The organism is Streptomyces sp. NPDC051740, assembly GCF_044453165.1.
In the GTDB taxonomy this organism is placed as follows: Bacteria; Actinomycetota; Actinomycetes; order Streptomycetales; family Streptomycetaceae; genus Streptomyces; species Streptomyces atrovirens.
In genome coordinates, this window is sequence record NZ_JBITCL010000006.1 from 334689 (window position 1) to 347561 (window position 12873).

Annotated in this window: 12 protein-coding genes and 2 pseudogenes; 9 read left to right on the top strand and 5 right to left on the bottom strand. The window is 70.9% G+C overall.

Annotated elements, in window-relative coordinates:
• Positions 1 to 965: pseudogene (locus ACIA6T_RS13435) on the bottom strand (topoisomerase II); the annotation flags it as partial.
• A gap of 145 nt (positions 966 to 1110) precedes the next feature.
• Here ACIA6T_RS13435 and ACIA6T_RS13440 point away from each other — a divergent pair.
• On the top strand, positions 1111 to 1416 hold the full coding sequence (locus ACIA6T_RS13440) for a hypothetical protein (RefSeq protein ID WP_399446664.1): 306 nt from the start codon (positions 1111 to 1113) through the stop codon (positions 1414 to 1416).
• Between the two features lie 23 nt (positions 1417 to 1439).
• On the opposite strand, the pseudogene ACIA6T_RS13445 reads toward ACIA6T_RS13440, so the two are convergent.
• Positions 1440 to 1520 (bottom strand): annotated as a pseudogene (locus tag ACIA6T_RS13445) (SCO5717 family growth-regulating ATPase); the annotation flags it as partial.
• A 372-nt stretch (positions 1521 to 1892) separates the two neighbouring features.
• On the bottom strand, positions 1893 to 2192 hold the full coding sequence (locus ACIA6T_RS13450) for a DUF397 domain-containing protein (protein WP_385056899.1): 300 nt from the start codon (positions 2190 to 2192) through the stop codon (positions 1893 to 1895).
• A gap of 268 nt (positions 2193 to 2460) precedes the next feature.
• On the opposite strand from ACIA6T_RS13450, the gene rpsO reads away from it, so the two are divergent.
• The 5 genes from rpsO to ACIA6T_RS13475 all read left to right on the top strand — a co-directional run bounded on the left by rpsO (position 2461) and on the right by ACIA6T_RS13475 (position 7879).
• Complete coding sequence (gene rpsO, locus ACIA6T_RS13455) at positions 2461 to 2748, top strand: 30S ribosomal protein S15 (protein ID WP_004924725.1); 288 nt, start codon at positions 2461 to 2463, stop codon at positions 2746 to 2748.
• 291 nt (positions 2749 to 3039) lie between these two features.
• Entirely contained in the window at positions 3040 to 5265 is a 2226-nt protein-coding gene (locus ACIA6T_RS13460) for a polyribonucleotide nucleotidyltransferase (RefSeq protein ID WP_399446650.1), read from the top strand.
• Positions 5262 to 6641 (top strand): M16 family metallopeptidase, encoded by a 1380-nt coding sequence (locus ACIA6T_RS13465; protein ID WP_399446651.1) that lies wholly within the window; start codon positions 5262 to 5264, stop codon positions 6639 to 6641. The genes ACIA6T_RS13460 and ACIA6T_RS13465 overlap by 4 nt, the downstream gene beginning before the upstream one ends.
• 26 nt (positions 6642 to 6667) lie before the next feature.
• Entirely contained in the window at positions 6668 to 7420 is a 753-nt protein-coding gene (gene dapB, locus ACIA6T_RS13470; RefSeq protein WP_399446652.1) for a 4-hydroxy-tetrahydrodipicolinate reductase, read from the top strand.
• A 15-nt stretch (positions 7421 to 7435) separates the two neighbouring features.
• Complete coding sequence (locus tag ACIA6T_RS13475) at positions 7436 to 7879, top strand: hypothetical protein (protein WP_030871707.1); 444 nt, start codon at positions 7436 to 7438, stop codon at positions 7877 to 7879.
• A gap of 27 nt (positions 7880 to 7906) precedes the next feature.
• Here the strand turns inward: ACIA6T_RS13475 and ACIA6T_RS13480 are convergent, their stop codons facing one another.
• Together ACIA6T_RS13480 and ACIA6T_RS13485 are read right to left on the bottom strand one after the other, a co-directional pair.
• Positions 7907 to 8464: a hypothetical protein gene (locus ACIA6T_RS13480; RefSeq protein WP_399446653.1), complete on the bottom strand. Its 558-nt coding sequence runs from the start codon at positions 8462 to 8464 to the stop codon at positions 7907 to 7909.
• A 114-nt stretch (positions 8465 to 8578) separates the two neighbouring features.
• Entirely contained in the window at positions 8579 to 8818 is a 240-nt protein-coding gene (locus ACIA6T_RS13485) for a hypothetical protein (RefSeq protein WP_399446654.1), read from the bottom strand.
• Positions 8819 to 9028: 210 nt separating this feature from the next.
• On the opposite strand from ACIA6T_RS13485, the gene thyX reads away from it, so the two are divergent.
• The 3 genes from thyX to ACIA6T_RS13500 all read left to right on the top strand — a co-directional run bounded on the left by thyX (position 9029) and on the right by ACIA6T_RS13500 (position 12721).
• Positions 9029 to 9769 carry an FAD-dependent thymidylate synthase gene (thyX, locus tag ACIA6T_RS13490; protein WP_073936929.1) on the top strand — a complete coding sequence of 247 codons (741 nt, stop codon included), beginning with the start codon at positions 9029 to 9031 and terminating at the stop codon, positions 9767 to 9769.
• 210 nt (positions 9770 to 9979) lie between these two features.
• Positions 9980 to 10882: a 4-hydroxy-tetrahydrodipicolinate synthase gene (dapA, locus tag ACIA6T_RS13495; RefSeq protein ID WP_073936928.1), complete on the top strand. Its 903-nt coding sequence runs from the start codon at positions 9980 to 9982 to the stop codon at positions 10880 to 10882.
• 153 nt (positions 10883 to 11035) lie between these two features.
• Positions 11036 to 12721, top strand: a complete 1686-nt coding sequence (locus ACIA6T_RS13500; RefSeq protein ID WP_399446655.1) for a ribonuclease J — start codon at positions 11036 to 11038, stop codon at positions 12719 to 12721.
• The last annotated feature ends 152 nt before the right edge of the window (positions 12722 to 12873 follow it).

The following is a 12873-nucleotide window of genomic DNA, read 5'->3' on the forward strand; positions in this document are numbered from 1 at the left end:
CCGGCGGGCGGGAAGCCGTAACCGGCAGGTTGGGCCGGGGGCGTCGGGGCGGCGCCCGGCTGGGGGAAGCCGTAGCCGGCCGGGGCGTCGGGCGCCGGCGCGGGCGGGGTCTCGGGCTGTTGCCGGGGTGCCGGGCCGGCGGGCGGGAAGCCGTAGCCGGCCTGTGGGGCGGTCGGCGGGTTCCAGGCGGCGGGCGCGGGCTGCGGCGCCTGGGGCTGGAACGGCGGCTGCTGGGCAGGGACGGCCGGCTGGTCCTGCGCTGCCGCGGGCTGAGGCTGCGCACCCCCGTCCGCCGGCTGGGCGGGCGCCTGCTGCGGCTGCGCGGGCCACTGGCCGGCCGGCGCCGGGGCGGCGGGGTACGCCGACGGCACCGGGGGTACGCCCTGCGGCGCCGGGGGAGTCCAGGCGGACGGGGCCTCGGGCGTGGCCGGGACGGCATCCTCGGGCGTGTTGTCCTCGGAGGCCTCCGCGGGCACCGCGTCGTTCACCGGCTCGGCGTCCTCGGGCTCGACAGCCGTCGGCTCGTCCGTCACCGGTACGTCCTCGGAGGGCACCGAGTCCTCGGGCTCGGCCTCCGGCTCCACCGGCGCGGCGTCGTCCTCCACGTCGGTCACCGAGGACTCGGCGTCCTCAGGTGTGACGTCCTCCGCGTCGGAGACCTCGCCGGCTTCGCGCTCGTCGGACGTACCGGACGTCTCCTCGGCGTCGTCGGCGTCCGACGGATCCACCGCGGCGTCGGACACCTCCGCGGTGCTCGCGGCGTCGTCGTCGGTCCCGTCCTCACCGTCGGACGGCTCCAGCCGCACCTCCGCCTCGGCCTCGTCCTCCACGACCGCCTCGGCTTCCGCTTCCGCCTCGCGCTCCGCGATCTCCCGCTTCAACGCGGCGGCGGAGAAGCGGATCGTCGCACCGCTCTCCAGATCACCGTTGCCGGCCCGGAACCCACCGACCGGGATGTTCGGCACGGCCGAAGGGGAAGCCGCACCCGACTCCTCGGGCTCCTTCCCCGCTTCCGACCGCTGCGGCTCGAACCCGCTCCCCACCGGAAGCCTCGGCACGGCCACCGGCCCCCCGGACGGCGGCGCGGGTGGTGCGGGTGGTGCGGGCGGCGTGAACGGCGCGGTGGGCGCGGGCACGGGAGGCGTGAACGGGGCGCCCGGCGCAGGAGCGGGCGCGGGCGGAGTGAAGGGCGCCCCCGGCGCGGGCGCGGGCGGCTGCGCCGGAAGGGACGACGGCCCCGCCGCTCCCACCGCGTGCGGCGGCGGAGTCAGCCCCGGCAGCGGCGGAACGGGCCCATGGGAGGAAGGAGCCGAAGCAGGTGAGGAGGGCGAGGAACCGGAGGACGACGAAGCGGACGACGCCCCCGACTCCGGACTCCCCGAAGCGTTCTGCGTGTACCAGGCCGGCGGCGCGTAGTCGATGGTGAACTCGCCCGTCGTCTCGATGGCGGACTCCGCGTCGGGCTGGTCATCGCCGGGTGTCGCCCAGCCCCCGCGCGTCCCGTCCCGGTCGCTGCTCACAGTTCCTCCTGGTGTGGTCGAGCACCCTCGTGCGTGCTGGGGGCGACCGTGTGCCCTCCCCGTAGGACGCCGGGGCCCGGTTCACGGGTTCTGGCGTCGCGCCGGGTACCAGCCTAATCACCAGTAGCCCCACCCCGTCAGCCCCGCCCACCCCTCGGCACGGGCCGTTCCGCCTCATGCGTCGCGGTCAAGAGCCGTACGAATTTCGCTACTTAAGCGGGCAAACTCGCTCAACACCCATGCAACGGTCAACAGACGGGCCGCCCGGTCCATCACACGTGTGACACCGTCAACCCGCCCTGGAAAGCCGCCCGTTGGCGCACAGACCGACGGGCGGCACGCACGCGTACCGCCCGTTGCCACATCTCCGCATCACTCGGAGGCCGCGGCAAGTCCTCCGTCACCCGGTGCCGGCTCCAGGTCGAACTCACCGTCCCGCGCCCCCAGCACGAAGGCCCGCCACTCCGCCTCCGTGTACCGCAGCACCGTGTCCGGGTCGAGCGAGGACCGCATGGCCACGGCACCGCCGGGCAGGTACGCGATCTCGACCCGCTCCTCGTGCTCCTCGGTGCCCGGCGCGCTGTGCCACTCGACGCCGGAGATGTCGAGGGCGTAGAGCTCGTCCTTCTCCCGCTCCTTGCGTGCCTTGATCTCCTCAGCCGTCTCCGCCATGCCGCAGCGACCCCTTCCCGACGTACGAACTGTCCGAGCGCTCACCCTAGTGGCCTGCGACGTCCCGTCCGGCAGGTTCGGCGGACCGGGGGAAAGGGCCCCGGTCCAGCCTGGTACCCTGAGTGACGGCCGTGTGTGTACGCGCCTCCGGAGCGGGCTCGCTCCGGAGGTCGCGCCCAGCGGATCCCCGCCTTCCGAGTCATGGAAGACCCCCCGAGACGAAGACCGGGGGCGCTCGGTGGCCACTCACAGACTATGAGGAGTACGCGTGTCGCTCGACGCCGCAGTGAAGAAGCAGATCATCTCCGAGTTCGGTACCAAGGAGGGTGACACCGGCTCCCCCGAGGTCCAGGTCGCTCTGCTCTCCCGTCGGATCTCCGACCTGACGGAGCACCTCAAGACCCACAAGCACGACCACCACTCCCGCCGTGGTCTGCTCATCCTGGTCGGTCAGCGCCGCCGGCTGCTGCAGTACCTCGCCAAGAAGGACATCCAGCGCTTCCGTGCGCTGGTCGACCGCCTCGGCATCCGCCGCGGTGCGGCGGGCGCCAAGTAAGACGCCGTGAAGGGAGCGGTTCCCTGGGAAAGGGGACCGCTCCCTTTGCCGTACGTGCGGACTGTCACCGCGCCTTTGTAGTGTGGTAGCACAACGCAATAGGTACGAACGACGCACGAGGAGAAGCGCACCTCGCCGCCGCCGGTCCTCGGTAGTGGCCCCCGGGAGAGTGAACCCCGGGAGCTTCGATCGAAGACCGGCCCGCACCAGCGGAGCGCTTCTCCGCCCCCGTCCCCCCGCCACACGGGCGAGGCGGGACGTAAAGACGACAAAGTAACGGAGAAAACGCTAGTGGAGAACGAGACCCACTACGCCGAGGCCGTCATCGACAACGGCTCCTTCGGCACCCGCACCATCCGCTTCGAGACGGGCCGCCTGGCCCGCCAGGCCGCCGGCTCCGCCGTGGCCTACCTGGACGACGACACCATGGTGCTGTCGGCCACCACCGCTTCCAAGAACCCCAAGGACCAGCTCGACTTCTTCCCCCTCACGGTGGACGTCGAGGAGCGGATGTACGCCGCGGGCCGGATCCCCGGCTCCTTCTTCCGCCGCGAGGGCCGGCCCTCCGAGGACGCCATCCTCACCTGCCGCCTCATCGACCGCCCGCTGCGCCCGTCCTTCAAGAAGGGCCTGCGCAACGAGATCCAGGTCGTCGCCACGATCATGGCGCTCAACCCCGACCACCTGTACGACGTCGTGGCGATCAACGCCGCCTCCGCGTCCACGCAGCTGGCCGGTCTGCCCTTCTCCGGCCCGATCGGCGGCGTCCGCGTCGCGCTGATCAACGGCCAGTGGGTGGCGTTCCCGACGCACACCGAGCTCGAGGACGCCGTCTTCGACATGGTCGTCGCCGGTCGCGTCCTGGAGGACGGCGACGTCGCGATCATGATGGTCGAGGCCGAGGCCACCGACAAGACCATCAAGCTGGTCGAGGGCGGCGCAGAGGCGCCGACCGAGGAGGTCGTCGCCGCCGGTCTGGACGCCGCGAAGCCCTTCATCAAGGTGCTCTGCCGGGCCCAGGCCGACCTCGCCGCCAAGGCCGCCAAGCCCACCGGCGAGTTCCCGGTCTTCCTGGACTACCAGGACGACGTCCTCGAAGCCCTCACCGCCGCCGTCAAGCCGGAGCTCGCCTCCGCGCTGACCATCGCCGGCAAGCAGGAGCGCGAGGCCGAGCTGGACCGCGTCAAGGCGCTCGCCGCCGAGAAGCTCCTGCCGGAGTTCGAGGGCCGCGAGAAGGAGATCTCCGCCGCGTACCGCTCGCTGACCAAGTCCCTGGTCCGTGAGCGCGTCATCAAGGAGAAGAAGCGCATCGACGGTCGCGGTGTCACCGACATCCGCACCCTGGCCGCCGAGGTCGAGGCCATCCCGCGCGTGCACGGCTCCGCGCTGTTCGAGCGTGGCGAGACCCAGATCCTGGGCGTCACCACCCTCAACATGCTCCGTATGGAGCAGCAGCTGGACACCCTCTCCCCGGTGACCCGCAAGCGCTACATGCACAACTACAACTTCCCGCCGTACTCCGTCGGCGAGACCGGCCGCGTGGGCTCCCCCAAGCGCCGCGAGATCGGCCACGGCGCGCTCGCCGAGCGTGCCATCGTGCCGGTGCTGCCGACGCGCGAGGAGTTCCCCTACGCGATCCGCCAGGTGTCCGAGGCCCTCGGCTCCAACGGCTCGACGTCCATGGGCTCGGTCTGTGCCTCCACCATGTCGCTGCTGAACGCCGGTGTGCCGCTCAAGGCCCCGGTCGCCGGCATCGCGATGGGCCTGATCTCCCAGGAGATCAACGGCGAGACGCACTACGTCGCCCTCACCGACATCCTCGGCGCGGAGGACGCCTTCGGCGACATGGACTTCAAGGTCGCCGGCACCAAGGAGTTCGTGACCGCCCTCCAGCTCGACACCAAGCTGGACGGCATCCCCGCCTCCGTCCTGGCCGCCGCCCTCAAGCAGGCCCGTGACGCCCGTCTCCACATCCTCGACGTGATGATGGAAGCGATCGACACGCCGGACGAGATGTCCCCGAACGCGCCGCGGATCATCACCGTGAAGATCCCGGTCGACAAGATCGGCGAGGTCATCGGCCCCAAGGGCAAGATGATCAACCAGATCCAGGAGGACACCGGCGCCGAGATCACCATCGAGGACGACGGCACCATCTACATCGGCGCCGCCGACGGCCCCGCCGCAGAGGCCGCCCGCACCACGATCAACAGCATCGCCAACCCGACGATGCCCGAGGTCGGCGAGCGCTACCTGGGCACGGTCGTCAAGACCACCACCTTCGGTGCGTTCGTCTCCCTGCTCCCCGGCAAGGACGGTCTGCTGCACATCTCGCAGATCCGCAAGCTGGCCGGCGGCAAGCGCGTGGAGAACGTCGAGGACGTGCTCGGCGTGGGCGCCAAGGTCCAGGTCGAGATCGCCGAGATCGACTCCCGCGGCAAGCTCTCCCTGATCCCCGTGATCGAGGGCGAAGAGGGCGCCTCCGACAACGACAAGAAGGACGACGCCGACCAGTGACGTCCCGTAGCGCCAAGGCGACGGCCCGCACCTCCTCGGAGGCGCGGGCCGTCGCCCGTACCCAAACCCTGATCAAGGGCGAGAACGGCATCGGTACGGTCCGCAGGACCACCCTGCCCGGCGGCCTGCGCATCGTCACCGAGACGCTGCCCTCGGTCCGCTCGGCGACCTTCGGCATCTGGGCCCACGTCGGCTCCCGCGACGAGACCCCGGCCCTGAACGGCGCCACCCACTACCTGGAGCACCTCCTCTTCAAGGGCACCTCCCGCCGCTCCGCCCTGGACATCTCCTCCGCCCTCGACGCCGTCGGCGGCGAGATGAACGCGTTCACGGCCAAGGAGTACACGTGCTACTACGCGCGCGTGCTCGACACCGACCTGCCGCTCGCCATCGACGTGGTGTGCGACATGCTGACCGGCTCGCTGATCCAGGAGGAGGACGTCGACGTCGAACGCGGCGCCATCCTCGAAGAGATCGCGATGACCGAGGACGACCCGGGCGACTGCGTGCACGACCTGTTCGCGCACACCATGTTCGGCGACAACCCCCTCGGCCGCCCCGTCCTCGGCACGGTCGACACGGTCAACGCCCTCACCGCCGACCGCATCCGCCGCTTCTACAAGAAGCACTACGACCCGACCCACCTCGTGGTCGCCTGCGCCGGCAACATCGACCACAACAAGGTCGTACGCCAGGTCCGCGCCGCCTTCGAGAAGGCCGGCGCCCTCGGGAACGCCGACGCCGATCCGATCGCCCCGCGCGGCGGCTCGCGCGCGCTGCGCACCGCCGGCCGGGTCGAGCTCATCGGCCGCAAGACGGAACAGGCGCACATCGTCCTCGGCATGCCGGGCCTGTCCCGCACCGACGAGCGGCGCTGGGCCCTGGGCGTGCTGAACACCGCCCTCGGCGGCGGCATGTCGTCCCGCCTCTTCCAGGAGGTCCGGGAGAAGCGCGGACTGGCCTACAGCGTGTACTCGTACACGTCCGGCTTCGCCGACTGCGGCCTGTTCGGCGTGTACGCGGGCTGCAGGCCCTCCCAGGTGCACGACGTGCTGAAGATCTGCCGCGACGAACTCGACCACGTCGCCGAGCACGGACTCCCCGACGACGAGATCGAGCGCGCCATCGGCCAGCTGAGGGGTTCCACCGTCCTCGGCCTCGAGGACACCGGCGCGCTGATGAACCGTATCGGCAAGAGCGAACTGTGCTGGGGCGAGCAGATGTCGGTCGACGACATGCTGGCCCGGATAGCCTCGGTGACCCCGGACGACGTCCGCTCGGTCGCCCGCGACGTCCTGGGACGGCGGCCCTCCCTGTCGGTCATCGGCCCGCTCAAGGACAAGCAGGCGTCCCGCCTGCACGACGCCGTCGCCTGACCCCTCCCGGTAAGGAAACAAGGAACATGAGCAAGCTGCGCGTGGCGGTCCTCGGTGCCAAGGGCCGGATCGGTTCCGAGGCGGTACGGGCCGTCGAGGCCGCCGACGACATGGAGCTGGTGGCCGCCCTCGCCCGGGGCGACAAGCTGGAGACCCTCGCAGAGAACGGGGCCCAGGTCGCCGTGGAGCTGACCACCCCCGCCTCGGTCATGGGCAACCTCGACTTCTGCGTGCGTCACGGCATCCACGCCGTCGTCGGCACCACCGGCTGGACCGACGACCGCCTCGCACAGCTGAGGGGCTGGCTGGAGCAGTCCCCGGAGACGGGCGTGCTCATCGCGCCGAACTTCTCCATCGGCGCCGTCCTCACCATGAAGTTCGCGCAGATCGCCGCCCCCTACTTCGAGTCCGTCGAGGTCGTCGAGCTGCACCACCCGAACAAGGTGGACGCCCCCAGCGGCACCGCCACGCGCACCGCCCAGCTCATCGCCGAGGCCCGCCGCCGGGCGGGCAGCGCGCCCGCCCCGGACGCCACCACCACCGCTCTCGTCGGCGCCCGCGGCGCCGACGTCGACGGGGTCCCGGTGCACGCGATCCGGCTGCGCGGACTCCTCGCCCACCAGGAGGTCCTGCTCGGCGGCGAGGGCGAGACCCTCACCGTCCGCCACGACTCCCTGCACCACAGCAGCTTCATGCCCGGCATCCTGCTCGGCGCCCGCCGCGTGGTGACCACTCCCGGCCTGACCTTCGGCCTGGAACACTTCCTCGACCTGAACTGAGCCCGAGCCGACCCCATGCGCGCGAAGATCTCCTACGCCATCACGGCCGCCGTCCTGGTCGTCTACTTCGTCCTGGTCGGCAGCCGTGGCGTGCTGCTCATCGAGGCCGGCACGCCCCTCACCGTCACCTTCGGCGTGGCGGTGCTGATCCTGCCGGTCATCGGTGTCTGGTTCCTGTGGAAGAACACCGAGTTCGTCCGCGACGCCAACCGGCTCGCCGCCCTGCTCGACGCCGAGGGCGGCCTGCCCGTCGACGAGCTGAAGCGGCTGCCCAGCGGCCGGGTCGACCGCGACTCGGCCGACGAGGTCTTCGCCCGCCGCAAGGCCGAGACGGAGGACGCCCCCGACGACTGGCGCAGCTGGTTCCGGCTCGCCGTCGCCTACCACGACGCCCGCGACACCCCCCGCGCCCGCAAGGCGATGCAGCGGGCGATCGCCCTGCACAAGACCTCTCACTGAGCGTGCGGGGCTCCGAGCCCCGCACGCTCAGTCGCGCCGGTACTCGGCGGCCCACACCTCCACGGTGTCGGCCGCCCGGTCGAAGGCCAGCTGGTCCCGTCCCAGGAAGTCCGCGTTGTGCGAGGTCAGCAGGGGTGCCGGCGACTCCGCCGAACGTCCCCGCCGGGCGAGGGTCAGCGCCTGCCCCTGCACCGTCCGGGGCAGCCCCAGCCAGCGCACCGGCTGCTGCACCGTGCGCACGGAGACGACCTGCTCCCAGGACGTCGTACGCGTGCTCACGAAAGCCACGTGGCGCAGCCCGCGGGAGCTCACCCACACGCCCATGCGCAGCAGCCGCAGCGCGCAGGCGACGCCGACCAGTGCGATGGCGAAGACCGTCCCGGCGGACGCCGGCGTCGCCGTCGCCGCGATGATCACCGCCGCGAACAGCACGAACGACGCGAGCAGCAGCAGGAGCGCCGCCGCCCCCACCCGCCACGGCCCGGGACGGTACGGGCGTCGCCAGCGGTCCCGGTCGTCGTACGGCAGGGCGACATCGTCCGCCGTGTCGAAAGCGCGGTCGGCCGTCAGGAAGGGCAGGGGCACGACGGGTCCTCACTCGATCCATGCGTCAGCAGTGCCCGGTGAGGCTATCGATCCGTGCCGCCGGTCACCACCCTCGGGGGTCCGGACGGAGCCGGTGGCCACGGCCGGGGCGGCTCAGCGCCCCTCGGACGCCTGTGACTGCTGTGTCCCCGACCCCGAGGGATCGGAGGACATCGCCGGCATTCCGATGACCAGGGAGCCCACCAGCCCGGCCACGAGGGTGAGCCCCAGCAGCCAGCGCCCGGTTATCTGGCCGACGGAGGCCCGCTCACGGGGCGGCGGGGTGACATTGCTGCGGAACCTCTCGGCCTCGGCGACAAAGGCGAACGGTACGGGTTCGCGCCGACCGAACATCAGGGGTACGTCTCCTTCGGGATCGAACGGATCACTGTCACCAACACAGACGAACGACGGCCCCGATAGGTGCCCGCTTTCACCGAATTCGCAGAAGTTCGCCGCCGTTCACCGCTGTATGTCACCCGCCGGCGCCGAAGGCCCCGTCGTCGGTGCCGCGCCGTAGAGTGGGCGCCGCCCGAGAGACGTGATGGAAGGACCCCCCGCGCCGTGACCGACACCCCCGCCGACGACCTCAAGCCCGACTTCCGCAGCGATGTGACCGTCGAGCTGGTCAAGCACACCGCGTCCGACGCCGACGTGCTGTTCGCCGCCCGCGTCTCGACCATCGGCGAGCAGTCCCTGGCCGAGCTGGACAAGGACCCCGAGCGCTCCAAGGGCCTGATCAACTACCTGATGCGGGACCGGCACGGCAGCCCCTTCGAGCACAACTCGATGACCTTCTTCATCAGCGCCCCGATCTTCGTCTTCCGCGAGTTCATGCGGCACCGCGTGGGCTGGTCGTACAACGAGGAGTCGGGCCGCTACCGGGAGCTCCAGCCGGTCTTCTACGTCCCGGACGAGTCCCGCAAGCTGATCCAGGAGGGCCGCCCCGGCAAGTACCGCTTCGTCGAGGGCACCCCGGCCCAGCAGGAGCTCGTCGGCCGCGCCATGGAGGACTCCTACCGGCAGGCGTACGAGGCGTACCAGGAGATGCTCGCCGCCGGCGTCGCCCGCGAGGTCGCCCGCGCGGTGCTCCCCGTCGGCCTGTACTCCTCGATGTACGCCACCTGCAACGCCCGCTCGCTGATGCACTTCCTCGGCCTGCGCACCCAGCACGAGCTGGCGAAGGTCCCGTCCTTCCCGCAGCGGGAGATCGAGATGGTCGGCGAGAAGATGGAGGCCGAATGGGCCCGTCTCATGCCACTCACGTACGCCGCCTTCAACGCCAACGGGCGCGTGGCCCCGTAGAACCGCAGCTCAAGCCCGCGAGCACACATGTACGGTTCAACCTCGTGAAGTGTCCGTATTGCGGCATTTCATGAAGTTCATCTAGCCTGATCAAGCGGGCCCGGTACTGCCTGAACCCCCGAGCAGGCAGTGCCGGGTCCCCCCTTTGTCCCACCTTGTCGCCTCCCCCGAGGGAAGACCCCGACCTGAGCAACGAGTAGCGTGTAACCCATGGCTCCGACCTCCACTCCGCAGACCCCCTTCGGGAGGGTCCTCACCGCCATGGTCACGCCCTTCACGGCGGACGGCGCACTCGACCTCGACGGCGCACAGCGGCTCGCCACCCACCTGGTGGACGCAGGCAACGACGGCCTGATCATCAACGGCACCACCGGTGAGTCCCCCACCACCAGCGACGCGGAGAAATCGGATCTCGTACGGGCCGTCGTGGCGGCGGTCGGCGACCGCGCCCAGGTCGTGGCCGGAGTCGGCACCAACGACACCCACCACAGCATCGAACTGGCCCGCGCCGCGGAACGCGCCGGCGCGCACGGCCTCCTGGTGGTCACCCCGTACTACAACAAGCCCCCGCAGGAGGGCCTCTACCGGCACTTCACGGCCGTCGCCGACGCCACCGGGCTGCCGGTCATGCTCTACGACATCCCCGGCCGCAGCGGCGTCCCGATCGGCACGGAGACGATCGTCCGCCTCGCCGAGCACCCGCGCATCGTCGCCAACAAGGACGCCAAGGGCGACCTCGGCCGCGCCGGCTGGGCCATCGCCCGCTCCGGCCTCGCCTGGTACTCCGGCGACGACATGCTGAACCTGCCCCTGCTCTCCATCGGAGCGGTCGGCTTCGTCTCGGTCGTCGGCCACCTCGTCACCCCCGAGCTGCGCGCCCTGGTCGAGGCGTACACCTCCGGAGACGTCCAGAAGGCCACCGAGATCCACCAGAAGCTGCTTCCCGTCTACACGGGCATGTTCCGCACCCAGGGCGTGATGACCACCAAGGCGGCGCTCGCCCTCAAGGGTCTCCCCGCCGGACCCCTGCGCGCCCCCATGGCCGAGTGCACGCCGGAAGAGATCGAGCAGCTCAAGATCGATCTTGCCGCCGGCGGGGTACAACTCCAGTAACCAGACTTCGCGCGACCGCTCGCGCAGACGGACTTCACAACTGAATAAGCGGGCCACCGGTGCCCGCACCCCACACGACAACTGCTTCTGCACGAACGTCACGCGCGCCACGTGCCCCACCGGTACGTGGCGCGCGTGTTTGAGGAGAGTCTTTTGAGTCATCCGCATCCTGAACTCGGCCCGCCCCCGCAGCTCCCCGAAGGCGGCCTGCGCGTCACCCCGCTCGGCGGTCTCGGCGAGATCGGCCGGAACATGACGGTCTTCGAATACGGAGGCCGCCTGCTGATCGTCGACTGCGGAGTCCTCTTCCCCGAGGAGGAGCAGCCCGGAATCGACCTGATCCTGCCGGACTTCTCGTCCATCCGGGACCGCCTCGACGACATCGAGGGCATCGTCCTCACGCACGGCCACGAGGACCACATCGGCGGCGTCCCCTTCCTCCTGCGCGAGAAGCCGGACATCCCGCTGATCGGCTCCAAGCTGACCCTCGCCCTCATCGAGGCGAAGCTCCAGGAGCACCGCATCCGCCCGTACACCCTCCAGGTGGCGGAAGGGCAGCGTGAGCGCATCGGCCCCTTCGACTGCGAGTTCATCGCCGTCAACCACTCCATCCCCGACGCGCTCGCCGTGGCCATCCGCACGCCCGCCGGCATGGCGGTCCACACCGGCGACTTCAAGATGGACCAGCTCCCGCTGGACAACCGCCTCACGGATCTGCACGCGTTCGCCAGGCTCAGCGAGGAAGGCATCGACCTTCTGCTCGCCGACTCCACGAACGCCGAGGTCCCGGGCTTCGTCCCGCCCGAGCGCGACATCTCCAACGTCCTGCGCCAGGTCTTCGCCGGCGCCCGCAAGCGGATCATCGTGGCCAGCTTCGCCAGCCACGTCCACCGCATCCAGCAGATCCTGGACGCGGCACACGAGTACGGCCGCCGGGTCGCCTTCGTCGGCCGCTCCATGGTCCGCAACATGGGCATCGCCCGCGACCTCGGTTACCTCAAGGTCCCGCCGGGCCTGGTCGTGGACGTCAAGACACTGGACGACCTGCCGGACAGCGAAGTCGTCCTGGTCTGCACGGGCTCCCAGGGCGAACCGATGGCCGCCCTGTCCCGCATGGCCAACCGCGACCACCAGATCCGCATCGTCGACGGCGACACGGTGATCCTGGCGTCGTCGCTCATCCCCGGCAACGAGAACGCGGTCTACCGCGTGATCAACGGCCTGACCCGCTGGGGCGCCAACGTCGTCCACAAGGGCAACGCCAAGGTCCACGTCTCGGGCCACGCCTCGGCCGGCGAACTGCTGTACTTCTACAACATCTGCCGTCCGAAGAACCTGATGCCGGTCCACGGCGAATGGCGCCACCTGCGTGCCAACGCCGAACTGGGTGTCCTGACCGGCGTCCCGCACGACCGCATCGTCATCGCCGAGGACGGTGTCGCCGTCGACCTCGTCGAGGGCAAGGCCAAGATCTCCGGCAAGGTCCAGGCGGGATACGTCTACGTCGACGGCCTCTCCGTCGGTGACGTCGGCGAGCCCGCGCTCAAAGACCGCAAGATCCTCGGTGACGAGGGCATCATCTCGGTCTTCGTGGTCATGGACTCGTCCACCGGCAAGATCACGGGTGGTCCTCATGTCCAGGCCCGCGGCTCCGGCATCGAGGACTCCGCCTTCGGCGAGGTGATCCCGAAGATCACGGAGACCCTGGAGCGCTCGGCCCAGGACGGTGTCGTCGAGCCCCACCAGATGCAGCAGCTCATCCGCCGCACGCTGGGCAAGTGGGTCTCCGACACCTACCGACGCCGGCCGATGATCCTGCCCGTGGTGGTGGAGGTCTGACGGTCCGCCGGACCGCGCGCACGAGCGAACCTGGAGCGGGGGGGGGGGGGGGGGGGGGGGGGGGGGGGGGGGGGGGGGGGGGGGGGGGGGGGGGGGGGGGGGGGGGGGCGGGGGGCCGCGCGCCCGCGCCCCCGCCGCCGCGCCCCCCGGCG